We start from the raw sequence: 16,526 nt of genomic DNA, 5'->3' as shown, positions 1-16,526 counted from the left end.
CTCGGTAGCCTTGCTTTTTCTGTTTGATAAGGTAAAAGGTCAATTTTTCCGGAAGCTACGGTAAAAAATGAAACTTTTGTCCTTCTGATATTGATATATAGTAAGTGTAGGCGCTTACATCAAGGGTTTGAGGAGGATTAAAATGAAATTGTTAGCGATTACATCGTGTCCGAATGGAATTGCCCATACTTATATGGCAGCGGAAAATCTGCAAAAGGCAGCGGATCGATTAGGGATTAAAATGAAGGTTGAAACCCAAGGTGGTATAGGGGTAGAAAACGAGCTAACCGAACAAGATATTCGCGAAGCAGATGGCATTATTATTGCTGCAGATAGAGCAGTAAATAAAGATAGATTTGTAGGGAAAAAATTGTTGGTCGTCGGGGTTCAAGATGGTATCCGTAAACCAGAAGAATTAATTCAAAGAGCAGTAAATGGTGATGTACCTGTTTATCATTCACAGTCAAAAACGGGTGAAAGTAATCAACAGGAGAAAAAACAAAATCCGATTTATCGTCATTTAATGAATGGTGTATCTTATATGGTTCCATTCATCGTGGTTGGTGGATTATTGATTGCCATTGCGTTAACACTTGGAGGCGAAAAAACACCTGGAGGTTTAGTGATTCCCGAAGGGTCTTTCTGGAAGACAATTGAACAAATTGGCGGTGCATCATTTTCGTTCATGGTTCCAATTCTAGCAGGATTTATTGCATATAGTATTGCAGATAAACCAGGGCTTGTTCCTGGTATGATCGGTGGATATATTGCGGCAACGGGAAGTTTTTATGGAAGTGAAAGTGGTGCAGGATTTATCGGTGGTATTATTGCTGGTTTCTTAGCTGGTTATGTAGCATTAGGAATTAAGAAATTAAAAGTTCCAAAAGCAATTCTACCAATTATGCCAATTATTATTATTCCGATATTTGCTTCACTGATTGTAGGGTTAGCGTTCGTATTTATTATCGGTGCACCTATCGCACAAGTTTTTGAAACATTAACAGCGTGGTTAGCGGGTATGCAAGGAACAAGCTCCATTCTTTTAGCATTAATTTTAGGGGCTATGATTTCTTTTGATATGGGAGGCCCAGTAAATAAAGTTGCATTCCTATTTGGCTCAGCGATGATTGGGGAAGGAAATTATGAAATTATGGGTCCAATCGCTGCGGCAATCTGTATTCCACCAATTGGAATGGGACTTGCTACGTTCTTAGGAAAGGGAAAATTCCAAGCTTCAGAAAGAGAAATGGGGAAAGCGTCATTTACAATGGGTCTATTCGGTATCACTGAAGGTGCTATCCCATTTGCAGCGCAAGATCCACTTCGTGTCATTCCAAGTATTATGGCTGGTTCTATGACAGGTGCTGTTATTGCAATGATCGGTCATGTAGGAGATAGAGTAGCACATGGTGGTCCAATTGTTGCTGTATTAGGAGCAGTAGATAATGTACTTATGTTCTTTATTGCTGTGATTGCTGGTTCCTTTGTGACTGCACTTTTAGTAAATGTGTTGAAAAAAGATATTGCAAAAGTAGATACACCAGAAGTAGAAGAAATGAAAGAAGTTTCGGCAACAAAAGAAATACCACAAGCTCAAGATCAAACAGAAAAAAGCCAAGTAGAGCAAATAGAAATTAAAAAACTAACAGATATCACAAGTTTAGAGCTTATTGATACTGACTTAGCAGGGGAAACACGTGATGACATCATTGATGAAATGATTCAAAAGCTAGCATATGTTGGGGCTTTACATTCCCAGTCGGAGTTCAAACAAGCCATTATGGATCGTGAACAGGAAAGTACGACAGGTATTGGTATGAATATTGCCATTCCTCATGGGAAATCCAATGCTGTCAAAAAACCAAGTGTAGTATTTGGAATCAAAAAATCCGGAGTAGATTGGAAAAGTCTTGATGGAACTGAAGCGAAATTAATATTTATGATTGCTGTACCAAAAGAAAGCAAAGGAAATGAACATTTGAAAATCCTTCAAATGCTTTCTCGAAAACTTATGGATGACAGTTATAGAGAACGGTTATTATCCGTCCAAACAAAAGAAGAAGCATATAAACTACTAGATGACATCGTATAGAGTGGAGAGATTTTAATTATGACTGAACCATTATTTTTTGCACCTGTTTTTAAAGAGAGAATTTGGGGTGGAACGAAATTAACTTCCTTTGGTTATGAAGTTCCAACAGAGAAAACTGGAGAATGCTGGGCCTTTGCAGCGCATCCTCATGGACAAAGCGTTGTGAAAAATGGAGAGTATAAAGGGTTAACTTTAGGGGAATTGTGGAATGAACATCGAGATTTATTTGGAGATGTGAAGGGGGAGCGATTTCCCCTACTAACAAAAATTCTAGATGCAAATCAAGATTTATCAGTTCAAGTACATCCAAACGATGAGTATGCAGGCTTACATGAGGATGGGGAACTTGGCAAAACAGAATGTTGGTATGTGATTGATTGTAAAGAAGATGCAGAAATTATTTATGGTCAGCATGCGAAATCAAAAGAAGAATTACTATCTATGATAGAACATGAAGAATGGGACAAGCTATTGCATCGTGTAAAGGTGAAACCTGGAGATTTCTTCTATGTCCCAAGTGGAACAGTACATGCAATTGGAGAAGGAATTCTTATCTTAGAAACACAACAGAATTCTGATACAACTTACAGACTATATGATTATGATAGAAAAGACTCAGATGGTAATTTACGTGAATTGCATCTTCAAAAAGGTATTGATGTAGTTGAAACTCCATTTACTTTTACTCAGCAAAAGAGTCAATATGCGGACATAGACGATTTGCATGTAACTTCTTTTATTGAATGTCCGTATTTTTCAGTGAAAAAGTGGGAGTTACACGGTTCAGCTCTGTTAAATCAGCAAAAAGGTTTCCTTCTTGTTAGTGTGATTGATGGAAAAGGTGAATTAGTTAAGGAAGATAAGCGTTATTCCTTGGAAAAGGGAGATCATTTTATATTACCTAATAGTTTTGGAGAATACGAGATTACAGGTAATACCGAATGTATTATTGCAAGTATATGATATGATAAAAGAGAGTGTATCGCCGTTCAAATTATGTTCGGCAATACACTCTCTTTTTGTATATGATATTTGCTATACTAAAATGTACCGTGAAAGGAGGATACCTATGAAAATACTCGTAGTCGATGATGAATCAAGCATTCGGAATTTAATTCGCATGCAGCTAGAGATGGAAGGATATGAAGTGCTCACCGCAGCCGATGGCAAAGAGGCGCTGCAAAGGTGGGAAGAGCAGCCGGATGTTTTAATCTTAGATGTGATGCTCCCAGATACAGATGGTTATGAGCTTCTTCGTGTGTTTCGAGAGAAGAAGCGGGATATTCCGGTGTTAATGTTAACGGCGAAGAGCCAGATGAATGATAAATTGCTTGGGTTACAGCTTGGGGCGGATGATTATGTGACGAAGCCGTTTCATCATGCGGAACTAATTCTTCGTATTAAAAATATGGCACGGCGTGTAAGGAAGCAAGAAACGCCTCGTAATCATGCAGTGATTCAAGCTGGCGAATTAATGATTTGTCCAAAGGAACGGAAGCTACGTGTGAGCGGACAAGAAATTGATTTAACGTACCGTGAGTTCAATTTATGTCAGCTGTTTGCCTCCAACCCGCAGCGTGTGTTTATGAGAGATGAGCTCTTAGAGAAAGTATGGGGGTTTGAGTATAGCGGAAATACGAGAGCGGTTGATATTATGGTGCAGCGTCTTCGCAAGAAACTTGGAGCAAGCGGGGAACATATTAAGACGATTTATGGCGTTGGCTATAAGTTAGATTGTTAAAAGGTGATAAGATGTCGTTAAAACGAAATATGGTGCTAGGTATTGCCGGATTGTTAATCCCGATTTTATTTCTACTTTATACAGTGACTTATATTGCACTGGAGAAGAACATGTATCATAGTGCAGCGGGCTCATTGGAGAAGATAAGTGTAGAGGCGCAAATCTATACGATGAATTATTTAGAGAAGGAAGCAGAAGTGGAGACACTTGGACCAAATTCAATGCTGATTGCTTCGTATTTAGCGAAGCGGATGGATGTCCGGGTGCAGATGGTCGGAAAGAATGGGGATGTCGTTGCGGATACGCAAAAAGGAGCATTGCAGCATAAGAATATAGATATGGATAGATCGCTACAGGGGAAGAAGGCTTACGTTTTTGAAAATGGTGATCCAGCGCCATTGTTATTATTTTCGAGCCCTGTTTATCGCGGCAATGAAGTAATCGGAGCTATCCGTTTTATTCATGAGTTACAAGATGAGAAAGAGGTTTTAACGAATGTTAGTTGGACCTTTCTGATTACATCTCTTTGTTTAGTAGCCGGCGGTATTTTCTTTGCGATTCGTTTAGCGAAGTCTCTTCATAAGCCAATTGATCAGTTAAGACAAATGGCAAAGCGGCTTGCGAATGGGGATTATAAAAGTAAAATTGAGCTAACAGAATACGTGGAAATCTCCCAGTTATCAGCATCTTTCAATGCGATGGCTGATGCGATTGAGCTACATATAACGCAACTAAAGGAAGAGAAAGAGAAACAAAAGGATTTCTTGGACCGGATTACGCATGAATTAAAAACACCGCTTACTGCGATTATTGGTTATGTGGATTTAATTCCGAAACTGCAATCCGCACGGGATGTACAAGAAAGTCTTCATTATGTTTCGATTGAAAGTCAGCGCTTATTATCACTCGTTGAGGAGTTGTTACAATCTTCGAAGTATGGGACAAGTACGTTTGAAGTTTCACCAACGATTGTGGATATAAAAGCGCTTGCGGAAGAGGTGATTTCTATTGTGAAACCTCGTCTTCAGCAATATGAGATAGAGGTTGTGACCGAGTTAACGGAAGTGCATGTTGTCGCTGATTTTGATAAGACGAAGCAGATTTTCTTGAATGTGCTTGATAATGCGATTAAATATAGTGATGCGGCGCAAATGCTTATAACTGTCATTGTAAATGAGCATGAGGCTAAGGTTCTAATTCATGATGATGGAATTGGTATGGATGAAAGTGTATTAGCTGAATGGAATCGTTCTCCAGAAGGGAAAGTACTCACTTCTAGTTACGGAAATGGATATGGTTTATACATTTGTCAGGAGATTATGAATAAGCAGGGCGGAAGTATGCGAATTGAGAGTAGTGAGGAAATGGGAACGATGATGCAACTCACTTTCTTGTTACCAAGAAGTTTGGAATATATAAAAAAATTGAAAGCGGTTAAATGATACATTTATGAAACATTTATGCGGTATTTTCGAAACAACGTTTTTTTATCGTGGAGGTAAGCAGAAATGAAAAGGCTATCATTTCAAATTCTTTTGTTTGTCTTTTGTATAATTGCTTCTCTTATTTTGTTTTATGTTTTAGAGAAGCAGCTGTATAACCACGTTACGGTGGTAAATGACAAGCAAGCCGTTTTAGAAAGAGCGAATGAATCCCTTCCTATTGAAGTGAGAGTAAGACATGAGAAGTGGGGAGAAGTAGTTGTAACAGATGAAGTTCGTCTGCATGCGATTATTTCATTTTTTGATCGGATTCGAATGGAACAAACGGAAGCGAAGAGCCATGAACAAGTATTTACTGGAGAAGTAACGTACTTGAATGGACATAAGCGTACTTTTGCAGTAGGTGACTTGTTCCAGTATGAGGAAAGCGTATACGGAAAGAAGGGGACGGATCCAATGATTTCCGCATTCCAAACGTATTTGCTGGGCCTGTATTATACACCGGAGTCTATTAGCGATTTCTTCGCATCAGCAAAGGAAGTCATTGTGCGGCAAGGTGATATAGTACGTTCTACTGATCTTACGCCATTACTTGATTCGATTCGGCAAGCGAAGCAAATCACAGACTACGGAGAAATTCAGAAGCTACTGCAATCGCAGAAAGACCCAATTGCTTATATGACTGCTTATCAAAACGGGAAGCATGTAAAAAATGAACGTAAGGATATTCTTACGATTTCTGTATATCCTTCTTACTTTGTTGTGCAGTATCTTGGCGATAATAATGGGAATGTGATGTATATGAAAGGCTCCCTAGCAGCTCTATTGGTAAAGGAGAATGTTTCATGAGAAAGATAGCCTTTTTCTTATTTTTGCTAATGATCGGAGGAGCGATGTCTAGTTGCTCTCGAGATACAACCTCTATCAAATATAGTAAAAATGGTCTTCCAAATTTGAAGGATCGTCATCTTGTTGCATATGTAGCGGCTCGTGAAGAAGTCGGTGAAGCACTGTTATCATCGTTTTGTAAGTCACGAGGGTGTACGTATGAATTTATTCGTCTTTCTACAGAAGAACTTCTCAGAAGAGTAGAAGAAGAAGCGGGAAATCCGAAGGCAGATATCATCATTGGTGGTACAGTAGATGCGCATCAAATGATGAAGCAGAAAAATTTATCTATACCTGTTACTAGCCAGCATGCCAATCACATTGCAAAAGCTGCTAAAGATAAGGATGGCTTTTGGTATGGATATGAAGTGGAGCAACTGGCAATCGCGATTAATAAAGAGCGATGGAATATGGAAATAGCGCCACTTGGACTTCCCTATCCATCAGGGTGGAAGGACTTATTGAACCATGCGTATGCCGGAAAGATTGTCATGCCTGATCCAAATGTTTCGGGAACAGCATATACGTTGTTCCAATCACTTATCGATACATTTGGTGAGGAAGAAGCTCGGAGTTACGTAAAGAGCCTTGCAGGGCAAGTTGCAGAGGTAACGGTGAATGGTTATATGCCTGCTGAGTATGTAGCAAGCGGTGAATATATGATTGGGATTAACTTCATGGGAGACCAGCGGATGCTTCAAAAACAAGGCTTTCCGATTTTGAGTAAAGTACCTGAGCAAACAGGGTTATCTGTCAATGCGATTTCGAAACTGAAACATGCACCGAGTGGTATTATTGCGGATTTATTTATTGATTATTGTTTATCAGAAGAAGCGGGGCATATTTTAGAAAAAGTTTCGTTTGGCGTACCAACGATGCTTGGAAAGAATCAGAAAGAAATAGAAGGTCAGCCTGTTAGAAGAACGAACAAGAATGTATCAGATAGTGGAGTCATCGAGATATGGAATAGACAACGTCTCTCTCTAAAGTGAGAAAAGGAGAAGAGATACTATGTTTAATTGGCTTAAGGCACCGCCAGCAATCGAACGATTACCGAAGCATATGATTGATAAGTTATATATGATTTTACGTATTCGTGTGTTAGTAGGTATTTCAGTTGGATATGCAGCGTATTATTTAGTTCGCAGTAACTTTACTTTATCAAGTACGTATTTAATGAAAGACTATGGGTTTAGTACAGCGGAAATTGGATTACTAGGATCAGTAACGGCAATTATTTATGGTTTTAGTAAATTCTTTATGGGGAATTTATCAGATAAGGCTCATGCCCAGCGCTTTATAGCGGTTGGTTTATTCTTATCAGGGCTTGTAAATATTTGTTTCGGTTTCGTATCTTCCTTTGGAATGATTGTAACACTACTTGTGTTTAACGGCATTGTGCAAGGTATGGGAGCACCACCTTGTAGTATTGTAATGACAAAGTGGTTCTCGAAGAAAGAACGTGGTACAAAAACAGGGCTGTGGAATATTTCACATAATATTGGTGCGATGCTTGTGCCACCACTTGTAGGACTTGGTGTTGGTATTTTCGGTGAAAATCATTGGCAAGGCGGCGTCTTCACTTTCCCAGCAATTATTGCGATGGTTATTGCAGTCCTTGTTTGGATTAACGGTAAGGATACACCAGAATCCGTCGGTCTTCCTCCAATTGATGAATACCGTAATGATTATGAAAATCTTGAGAAGGCAGACAATGCCAGCAAAATGTCACCAAAAGAAATTTTGGTAAAATATGTATTGAAAAATAAATTTGTTTGGTATTTATGTATTGCAAATGCATTTGTATATTTAATTCGTTTCGGTGTTATTAACTGGGTACCGATTTATTTAACAACTGTTAAAGGATTTACAAAAACAGAGGCACATGCAGCCTTTTCTATCTTTGAAGCAGCGGCGATTCCAAGTTCATTAATCGTTGGTTTCTTAAGTGATAAATTATTTAAAGGAAAACGTATGCCATTATGTATTATTAGTATGGCCGGTGTTGTTATTGGAACGTTAGTATATTGGCAAGCTACGAACATACTTGTTGTGAGTATTGCGGTTTCGATTATTGGTTGCTTAATTTACGTACCACAGTTTTTAATCGGCCTAAGCGCGATGGAATTAGTACCGAAATTTGCAGTAGGTACAACAGTTGGTATGTGTGGTCTGTTCGGTTATGTAGGAGGAAGTCTTGTAGCAAACGCAGCGATTGGTATCATTGTGGATCGCTCTGGTTGGGACGGTTGCTTCATCTTATTATTAGCAGGCGGTATTTTATCAACAGTATTCTTATTTATAGTTCAGCGTGGACATGAGAAAAAAGGCCCTAAGGATCAAATTGCTTAATAGCATATGTAAAGAGAATCTATCAATGGATAGGTTCTCTATTTTTAATCAAACGTTTGTTTAAGAATAGGGAAAGGGTACTTTGTATGCGATTGCTTCCTGTGTGTAACAAATGATTCCCACAAACGTTACGTTTCTTTTACGTTATATATAGAAAGTTAACAATCAATTTACAGTATCTTCAAAAATAAATGTTAAAATTTAGTAGAAGTGAGTAAGACAAATTATATGTATAAAAGGAGATGCTAGTAGTGGGAATCTTTGTATCCGAAGTAGAAACGTTCTATTTATGTTCAGCGACAGTCACACAGCAAGATTGTACATTTGAGTTTGTCGTCCGTAGTACACCAATTGGGATTTCAATTAGTTTAGTAGATGATGGTTATGAGCAAGAGTGGGTTCCGATGAATATTGAAACGTATATGAAAGTGAACAAATGTGAGTTTCCAGATGAAGAGTCGAAAGAAAGATTTAGAGAAGAATGTAATAGTCCAACAGGTTGGATGCTGCAAATGCGAGGCGAGGATTTCGGTGGAGATTTCCATAGAGCGATGCGAGTACCGGAGTATGAAGCATATCAGATGGTCGAAAAAAACATTCCACGGAAGATGCGAAAAGATGTAACGAATGTCCCAATGGATGATGAGTCTGGTGATTCTGAAACCTGGGGAAAACGACCTACCCGCCTTATGTAAGGCGGGTTTTTTAGCTTCCTTAAAATTTTCTTAAAATATAAAGTGTTACATTTCTAATAGTTGGTATTTTTGTTACAATAGAATCATAAGTGTAAAACTTTGTAAGGAAATCTTAATAATGCGAGAAAATTATTTATAATTTTCAGAAAGTTTCACACGATTAAATAATCATTATAATAAGATGTAAAAGGGAGCGAGAATATGTTACCAAATACCGTTCGTACTCCAAATAAGAAGAAGAAATGGATCATCATTGGGGTTATTGCTTTAATTATCGTCGTTGCAGCCGTCAATATTTTTATGATGCAAGGGAAAAAGAAGGGTGAGGCAAAAGCAGACGCTGTTAGCTTCGAAAAAGTAACAGAGCGTACGCTCAATAATACGAAGTTAATTTCGGGACAAGTAAAGCCTGGAAATATTGAGAGCTTCTACGCAGATCCGGCAAAGGGAAAAGTGAAGGATATTGAGGTTAAAGAAGGACAAGAAGTGGAAAAAGGAACGAAATTATTTTCCTATGATAATGAAGAAATCAATTTACAAATGAAGCAAGCTGAACTTGATCAGAAAATGGCTTCTATGCGCTATGATCAAGGGAAAAAGAAAATAGATTCATTGAAGAAAGAAATTAAGAAAGCGAAAGATAGCGGTGCGGGGAAAGAGGTAATAGAACCGTTAGATGAGCAAGTGAGCGAACTAGAGGTGCAGCAGAAAACAACTGAGCTTGAGAAGGAAAAAGGAGAGTTACAATCGCAGGAGTTAAAGAAAAAGCAAAGTGAGCTAACGATATATAGTAACTTCGCTGGTGTTGTGCAAAAGCTAGATAAAGATGCGGCGCAAAGTTCGACGCAAGCAATGGGTGGACAAGGGAAATCATTTTTACAAATTGCATCTAAAGATCCATTCCAAATTCAGGGAACGTTAACAGAGCTCCAAAAATCACAAATTCAAAAGGATCAACCATTTACCGTAACTGCGAAAGCAAATAGTAAGAAGAAGTGGACAGGAAAGATTACAGAAGTGAGCGAGTTCCCGACAAATGCTGAGGTGGCACAAGCAGCTGGACCAGGTGGTGAAGGGTCTCAAAACATGTCTCAATATACATATAAAGCAAGTTTAGATGGACAAGAAGGTTTATCTCCAGGCTATCACGTTTCATTACAAGTAAGCTTAGAAAACAAGAAGATGATTGCTGTTCCTAGTAAGAGCATTGTAGAAAAAGATGGTGATGCATTTGTTTATGTAGAAGAGAAAGGGAAGCTTCGTAAACAAAATGTGAAAAAGGGTTCTACTGACGGCGATTGGACAGAAGCTGAAGGCGTAACAGTAGGACAAAAGGTGGTTAAAAATCCTTCCGACAACGTGTATGACGGAATGGAAGTGAAAGAAAAATGATTACGTTAAATAATATTTACAAGACGTATTATCAAGGCAATCTTGCTGTACCGATTTTGCATGGTATTAGTTTAACAATTCAAAGCGGTGAGTTTGTTTCTATTATGGGACCATCTGGTTCTGGGAAATCGACGCTTATGAATATAATAGGCTGTTTAGATCGTCCAACAGAAGGCGAATATATGTTGAATGACGTGAATATCTTAACAGCAGATGAGGGGAAACTTGCCCTTATTCGCAATGAATATATTGGCTTTGTGTTCCAACATTTTAACTTACTACCACGTCTTTCAGCAGTAGAAAATGTTGAGCTTCCGCTTATATACGGCGGCGTAAAGAAAGCAGAGCGCCGCCAGCGGGCTCTTGATGCACTTGGGAAAGTCGGATTGTCAGACCGAGTAAGTCATTTACCAAGTGAGCTATCAGGTGGGCAAAAGCAGCGTGTAGCCATTGCACGTTCTATTGCAAATGATCCGACGTTTATTATGGCTGATGAGCCAACCGGTGCCCTTGATACGAAGTCTGGGCAACAGGTTATGGATATTTTTACGAAGTTAAATGCGGAAGGTACGACGATTGTTATGGTTACGCATGAAGAGGAAGTTGCAGCATATTCTTCGCGCCGCATTGTTCTAAGAGACGGGAAAATTACTGAAGATAGAAGGTGTGCGGTATGAGTTTACTAGATAGTATAAAAATTGCGCTATCTTCTATTCTAGCTCATAAACTGCGCTCGGCACTTACCATGCTTGGCATTATTATCGGTGTTGGCTCCATTATTACGGTTGTCGCAATTGGGCAAGGCGGGGAAGCGGCATTAAAATCACAATTCGTTGGTGATGGTAATAGTACGGTTCCCATTCAATTTAAAGTCGATATGAATGATCCATATGGTATGGAAGCAATGGGACAACCGCCATTGACTGAAGAAGATATTTTCGAAGTGAAAAAGATTCCAGAAATTGCGCATGTTATTACAACGAACTCAAACATGGAGACACTCGATATCAATGATAAAAAAGACATGGTTAGCATTACAGGGCTAGATAGTGAATATTTTGCGGTAAATAAAGTGAAGGTGCTAAAAGGCCGTTCCTTACATGATACGGATATTGAGCAAGGGAACAACGTTGTTATGATTAGTAAGGGTGTGGAAGAAAAAGTATTCCCAAAAGAAAATCCAGTCGGCAAAATTATCGAGATGAAAGGCCAGCCGATGCAAATTATCGGTGTATATAAGTCGGATAATGAATTTATGGGAATGAGTCCTTCAGAAGCATTAATCCCGCTTACATTATGGCCAACCTTATATGGAACAGATGAAATTCAAAGTATTTCTGTTCAAGCGAAAAATGTAGATGATCTAGAAAAAGCGGGTAAAAAGGCAGCCGACGTATTAAATAGTCGTAAGCCAAGCGATGCTTCCGGTGAATACGAAGTGATGAATTTAAAAGAAATTCAAGAAGGTATTTCGAAGATGACTGGTATTATGACGATGATTATTGGCGGTATTGCTGGTATTTCATTAGTCGTTGGTGGCATTGGTGTTATGAATATTATGCTCGTGTCAGTGACAGAACGTACGCGCGAGATTGGGGTGCGAAAAGCACTTGGTGCAACGCGTAGTAAAATCTTACTGCAATTCTTAATTGAAGCGGTGATGTTGACACTTCTTGGTGGATTAATTGGAATCGGACTGGGTTATGCTGGTGCATACATTGTGTCGAAATTTGCGAACTGGCCACCACTCGTTTCATGGGAAGTTGTGCTCGGCGGCGTGTTATTCTCCATGACACTCGGCATTATTTTCGGATTAATTCCAGCAAACAAAGCAGCGAAACTAGATCCAATTGAGGCACTTCGTTACGAATAGTTTGGGAGCGTAGTAGAGGAGGATTTCCTCTACTACATAAATACAAATTAAAAAGCCGACATAAAACCCTTCTTTTTAGGTGGGAGAGAGCATCCGGACATGCATTCCTTTTCCTGCACTATGCCAAGAGAAAACGAGTGCAGGTCACCTTTTGTTATCCATAGCCGCGGCTTATATGTAGAAAAATCAAAATGGATTTATATACACATACATAGTGTTCTAGCGGGTGGTTCACCTCTACTACGAATGGAGGTGAACCGCCCGCTAGAACGGGTTAGATAAATATAAGGAGGTTTTTTAGAATGGAACCGAATGTCAATACACAGAAGGTTGACGGAGAAAAGCCGTCATTACTGGGAATGATTACATCTCCAGGATTACAGTTTGAAAGAATGAAGGCGAGTAATAAGATTTGGGGGATTTTCTTCCTTGTTTCATTTTTACAGGCGCTTGTATCTGGATTGTCTACGTATATATTACAAACAAGTCCTGAAACGATCGCAATGCAGGAGAAATTTGGTTTAGAAGCAGAGCCGATTGGAACGTTGATTGGTAAAGCTGTTGTACAAGGTTTCATTGGTGTAATGATTGGTGCTTTTATTGTAGCCGCTATATATAAAATCTTTATGATGTTTTTTGGCAATGATACTTCTTACAAAACGTTATTAGCGATTATTACTTATTCAAGTATTGCTATGATAATTGGTGGGCTCATTAATTCTGTATTAAGTTTAGTGCTTGATGGTGGATCAGTCTACTATACAAGTTTATCACCTTTATTCGAAGAAGGTACAATCGGTTACGCTATCGGTAATACAGTTGAAGTCTTCTACTTATGGAACCTATTTTTAATCTGGATAGGATTACAAATTACAGCGGGATTAGGAAAAGTTAAAGCAGCGGTTCCAATTGTTATTCTCTTTATTATTAAAGCTGGTTTCATAAGTCTTGTTGCTGTAGTTATGACTGAGATTATGAAGAATATATAAGAAGATAAGAAAGATATGTGTAAAAAAACGGCTCATACAGAGTCGTTTTTTTATTTGTGTGTGTACTTGAAATACATAAGCTAGAATTTCAAATTTCATCTAGGTAAATTTCAAATTCTCTATACGGAATTTGAAATAACCTCCTATGAACTTTTTCATATCTTCTTATATTGTAAAGATACCGCGGAATAACAAAGAGGTATACCTTTTAGAAACGGGCATGATATGAAGCCGATCACTTTTACGGAGACAGTTGTCCTATATGAGAAGATGATTAAAAATCAGATGAAAAAGCTTTGTATTTATCGAGAGTATGAAGAGTATTACCAATGTGGTTTAATTGCACTTTGGCGGGCGTATGAAAAGTATGAGGCGGAAAAAGGGAGCTTTTCTGCTTATGCACTTGTAACGGTGCGCGGATATTTATTAGAGAGATTAAAAAAAGAGCGTCGGTTTCAAGACCGCCATACATGTGTAGAACAGGAAATCTTGCAAAATGTATGTGGAGAGGAGGAGTCTTCAGACATACAAGAATATATGAGTTTGCTAGATGAGAAAGAGAAGCATGTGATCCGGGAACGCTTTTATGTAGGAAAGAAGATGCATGAAATTGCCGATGATATGGAGATGACCTATCATCAAGCACGCTGGGTGTATCGGCAAGCGATGGAAAAAATACGAGCGGCGATGCGGTGAAAAAAGAAGGGAGACAAAGGCATATACTTTGTCTCCCTTCTCTATATGGTTAGTGAACAAAGGGGTTTTGGGCATCTTGCATATTCATTTGACTTAACAGGTTACCAGCTTTCCGCCATTGTTGTTTCATCTTATAACAGGTAATGGGAAGGATTTCGGTTTCGCCGTTGCAAAAATGGAGTCGTGTTTGCTTACTTCCGTACTCTTTAATTTTCTTAATATATTTGTAGAAGACCCAAATACAGTCCCAAGCGGCGGGAGACTTTGTAGGAATGGCACAAATAAAATGACGGTGATCAATCGGGATCGGTGTATTTTGCTGTAAGTCCCATTTTTTCATAATTGCTTTTCGTCTGCCTTCATATGTAGAAGAATTGTGAGCGATGATAATTTCTTTTATTAAGTCTATTGGTGTTTTCAACGAGTAAAGAATACCGTGTGTCGTTTGAATTTTTGTGCGATAAAAAGGATCTCCATAAGGCTGCAGCATCATTGTAGAACTGAAAATAGCATCGAGACTAAATAGGTCATACAAAGTAAAAGCCTCCTTTAATATGGTATATTACATATTTTATTATAACGATTAAATATGAAAATAGTTTTAATTTATTGTAAATATTTAATAAAAATGTATGATATTAGAAAATGAATTTATGAAAGGGAAATTGTCTAATTTGCATTGCATGTACATATGTATAAAAATAGAAATAGTTAGGCGGTGATAAAGTATGAAGCGAAAATATATTGGTGTGGCACTGCTTGTTCTCTTTCTTGTATATTTAGCAAATAGTAACCCGAGTAAAGGGGACTATACAGAATGGGCGGCAAAGCAATTTATGAAGCGCAATGATGTGAATGAGAAGTTAACAGCAATTGAAAAAGAAGATCCAGATGGACTTGTTGGTGAATTGGCGACAATTGGTAAGAAGCTAGCGAAGAAATATGTAAAGCCGCAAGTTGGATTATTAATTGACCATTATACGGAGCGTAGCGATTACATTTTCTTCTCAACATATACGACTGAGCTTACAATTGGAGAGAAAAATTATAAATATGTTTCAGTTGGACTCTCGCATATTTTTATTCCAATTGAAATGCCGAAGAAGGAAGAAGGAACTGCAAAATAATGCAGCTCCTTCTTTTCATTTAAGCCATAACAGCTACTTCTGATACTGTCTTTTCAACGAGGCGTGCTCCTTTTTTACGGGTGTTCGGATCAATAGATAAGAAAATATCCGATGCAAGAAGGGTGTCCATGACACTGTTGATTGTTTCAGTATTCACAGGTGTCGTTGGGTTATCGATGGAAAAGGTTATTGTTTTCCCATCTTCTTTTAAGAAAATGAGCTCAAGTACTGTCATTTCTCTTCACCTCCTTTTGTGAGGACTGTAATACTCCTTATTGATCGGATAAATCCGCTGTGCTAAGGAGCTGAACAGCATCAAGTCGTAATCCCTGTAGCGAAGAGAGTGCATTTGCAACTTCATACGCTTTCGTTAAATCGGCATTTGGTTTTACTTTTTTAAATTGCTTGTTTTTCATGATGCTTTTTCCTTTCTCGTCTGTACCACCATTAAATACAAGTCGTAAGCTCATTTCAGATACAATCGTTTGAATCGCCATCTTTTTCACCTCCTTTTCGTCATATATATAAGAGAGAGTAGACCAATTTTGGCGTGAAATTTTTTCTTTTTTTTGGTACGCTTAGAAGATTAAGAGAGTGAATAGTGAGGAGTTTCTAGAAATGAATCGTAAATGGTTATTTTGGATTCCCGTTTTATTATGGATGGGAATCATTTTTTATTCTTCCGCTCAGCCATATAAGAAGCAGGATATGCGCCCGGAAATTGAAAAGTATGTCAATGTAGAGTTTGTGACAGGCTACTTTTCATGGGTATCTATCGATTATGGCGGAGGGACACCGGTCAGTATTGAAAATAAAGGCGTTGGCGGTTTTATTGAGTTTTTCCTTCGTAAAGGGGCTCATTTTATGGTGTTCTTTATGCTTGGGGCACTCACGTATTATGCATTGCAGTGCTCTGGATTTTCAAGAAAGCGTTCCTTCTTATTTGCGCTTCTTTTCATTGCGGGGTATGCAACATTTGATGAAATTCATCAAGCATTTACAGGTGACCGTACACCGATGTGGCAAGACTCTTTGCTGGATACGTGCGGTGGATTAACGGGAATTACAATAAGTAACTGGTTTTGGAAAAGAAAAAGGAGCTGATCCCTATTAGGGATTGCTCCTTTTTTATATAAATACAAATGAAAAAACCGACATAAACCCCTTCTTTTTAGGTGGGAGAGAGCATCCATTCATGCATAGAAGCGGTCAGATCCTTTTCCTGCCCCAGACATAGTG

General features: G+C 38.5%; 18 protein-coding genes. 15 read left to right on the top strand and 3 right to left on the bottom strand.

Going from position 1 to position 16,526, the window contains the following annotated elements; all coding sequences use genetic code 11:
- The first annotated feature begins 142 nt into the window (after positions 1 to 142).
- The 13 genes from QUF99_RS26945 (at position 143) to QUF99_RS26885 (ending at position 14,160) form a co-directional block, all read left to right on the top strand.
- Positions 143 to 2,092, top strand: coding sequence for a PTS fructose transporter subunit IIABC (locus QUF99_RS26945; protein ID WP_289374187.1), 1,950 nt, complete (start codon positions 143 to 145; stop codon positions 2,090 to 2,092).
- A gap of 18 nt (positions 2,093 to 2,110) precedes the next feature.
- A complete protein-coding gene (manA, locus tag QUF99_RS26940) occupies positions 2,111 to 3,055 on the top strand; it encodes a mannose-6-phosphate isomerase, class I (protein ID WP_289374185.1) in 945 nt (314 codons plus the stop codon).
- A 106-nt stretch (positions 3,056 to 3,161) separates the two neighbouring features.
- Entirely contained in the window at positions 3,162 to 3,833 is a 672-nt protein-coding gene (locus QUF99_RS26935; RefSeq protein ID WP_289374184.1) for a response regulator transcription factor, read from the top strand.
- Positions 3,834 to 3,844: 11 nt separating this feature from the next.
- Positions 3,845 to 5,275: a HAMP domain-containing sensor histidine kinase gene (locus tag QUF99_RS26930; RefSeq protein WP_289374183.1), complete on the top strand. Its 1,431-nt coding sequence runs from the start codon at positions 3,845 to 3,847 to the stop codon at positions 5,273 to 5,275.
- Between the two features lie 66 nt (positions 5,276 to 5,341).
- Positions 5,342 to 6,124: a DUF3919 family protein gene (locus tag QUF99_RS26925; protein ID WP_289374182.1), complete on the top strand. Its 783-nt coding sequence runs from the start codon at positions 5,342 to 5,344 to the stop codon at positions 6,122 to 6,124.
- Positions 6,121 to 7,155 carry an ABC transporter substrate-binding protein gene (locus QUF99_RS26920; protein WP_289374181.1) on the top strand — a complete coding sequence of 345 codons (1,035 nt, stop codon included), beginning with the start codon at positions 6,121 to 6,123 and terminating at the stop codon, positions 7,153 to 7,155. Before QUF99_RS26925 ends, QUF99_RS26920 begins: the two co-directional genes overlap by 4 nt.
- Before the next feature lie 19 nt (positions 7,156 to 7,174).
- Positions 7,175 to 8,515 carry an MFS transporter gene (pgtP, locus tag QUF99_RS26915; protein ID WP_289374179.1) on the top strand — a complete coding sequence of 447 codons (1,341 nt, stop codon included), beginning with the start codon at positions 7,175 to 7,177 and terminating at the stop codon, positions 8,513 to 8,515.
- A 251-nt stretch (positions 8,516 to 8,766) separates the two neighbouring features.
- Entirely contained in the window at positions 8,767 to 9,210 is a 444-nt protein-coding gene (locus QUF99_RS26910) for a hypothetical protein (protein WP_289374178.1), read from the top strand.
- A 201-nt stretch (positions 9,211 to 9,411) separates the two neighbouring features.
- The gene (locus tag QUF99_RS26905) at positions 9,412 to 10,602 is read left to right on the top strand and encodes an efflux RND transporter periplasmic adaptor subunit (RefSeq protein ID WP_289374177.1); all 1,191 of its coding nucleotides are present in this window, start codon (positions 9,412 to 9,414) and stop codon (positions 10,600 to 10,602) included.
- Positions 10,599 to 11,279, top strand: a complete 681-nt coding sequence (locus QUF99_RS26900; protein ID WP_289374175.1) for an ABC transporter ATP-binding protein — start codon at positions 10,599 to 10,601, stop codon at positions 11,277 to 11,279. Before QUF99_RS26905 ends, QUF99_RS26900 begins: the two co-directional genes overlap by 4 nt.
- Positions 11,276 to 12,475 (top strand): ABC transporter permease, encoded by a 1,200-nt coding sequence (locus tag QUF99_RS26895; protein WP_289374174.1) that lies wholly within the window; start codon positions 11,276 to 11,278, stop codon positions 12,473 to 12,475. The genes QUF99_RS26900 and QUF99_RS26895 overlap by 4 nt, the downstream gene beginning before the upstream one ends.
- 302 nt (positions 12,476 to 12,777) lie before the next feature.
- Positions 12,778 to 13,464 (top strand): YknW family membrane protein, encoded by a 687-nt coding sequence (gene yknW / locus QUF99_RS26890; protein WP_289374173.1) that lies wholly within the window; start codon positions 12,778 to 12,780, stop codon positions 13,462 to 13,464.
- Between the two features lie 225 nt (positions 13,465 to 13,689).
- On the top strand, positions 13,690 to 14,160 hold the full coding sequence (locus QUF99_RS26885) for a sigma-70 family RNA polymerase sigma factor (protein ID WP_289374172.1): 471 nt from the start codon (positions 13,690 to 13,692) through the stop codon (positions 14,158 to 14,160).
- Between the two features lie 49 nt (positions 14,161 to 14,209).
- Here the strand turns inward: QUF99_RS26885 and QUF99_RS26880 are convergent, their stop codons facing one another.
- Entirely contained in the window at positions 14,210 to 14,695 is a 486-nt protein-coding gene (locus QUF99_RS26880; protein WP_289374171.1) for a competence protein ComK, read from the bottom strand.
- A 193-nt stretch (positions 14,696 to 14,888) separates the two neighbouring features.
- On the opposite strand from QUF99_RS26880, the gene QUF99_RS26875 reads away from it, so the two are divergent.
- Positions 14,889 to 15,287, top strand: coding sequence for a DUF4359 domain-containing protein (locus tag QUF99_RS26875; protein WP_289374169.1), 399 nt, complete (start codon positions 14,889 to 14,891; stop codon positions 15,285 to 15,287).
- 19 nt (positions 15,288 to 15,306) lie between these two features.
- Here the strand turns inward: QUF99_RS26875 and QUF99_RS26870 are convergent, their stop codons facing one another.
- Together QUF99_RS26870 and QUF99_RS26865 are read right to left on the bottom strand one after the other, a co-directional pair.
- Positions 15,307 to 15,522 carry a DUF2922 domain-containing protein gene (locus QUF99_RS26870; protein WP_289374167.1) on the bottom strand — a complete coding sequence of 72 codons (216 nt, stop codon included), beginning with the start codon at positions 15,520 to 15,522 and terminating at the stop codon, positions 15,307 to 15,309.
- 37 nt (positions 15,523 to 15,559) lie between these two features.
- Complete coding sequence (locus QUF99_RS26865; protein ID WP_289374165.1) at positions 15,560 to 15,784, bottom strand: DUF1659 domain-containing protein; 225 nt, start codon at positions 15,782 to 15,784, stop codon at positions 15,560 to 15,562.
- A gap of 121 nt (positions 15,785 to 15,905) precedes the next feature.
- Here QUF99_RS26865 and QUF99_RS26860 point away from each other — a divergent pair, with 121 nt between their 5' ends.
- On the top strand, positions 15,906 to 16,391 hold the full coding sequence (locus QUF99_RS26860) for a VanZ family protein (protein WP_289374163.1): 486 nt from the start codon (positions 15,906 to 15,908) through the stop codon (positions 16,389 to 16,391).
- Positions 16,392 to 16,526: the final 135 nt, after the last annotated feature.

The organism is Bacillus sp. DX4.1 (assembly GCF_030348195.1).
In the GTDB taxonomy this organism is placed as follows: domain Bacteria; phylum Bacillota; class Bacilli; order Bacillales; family Bacillaceae_G; genus Bacillus_A.
The sequence above is the reverse complement of the archived record's forward strand: the minus strand, read 5'-3'. Positions and strand labels throughout refer to the sequence as shown.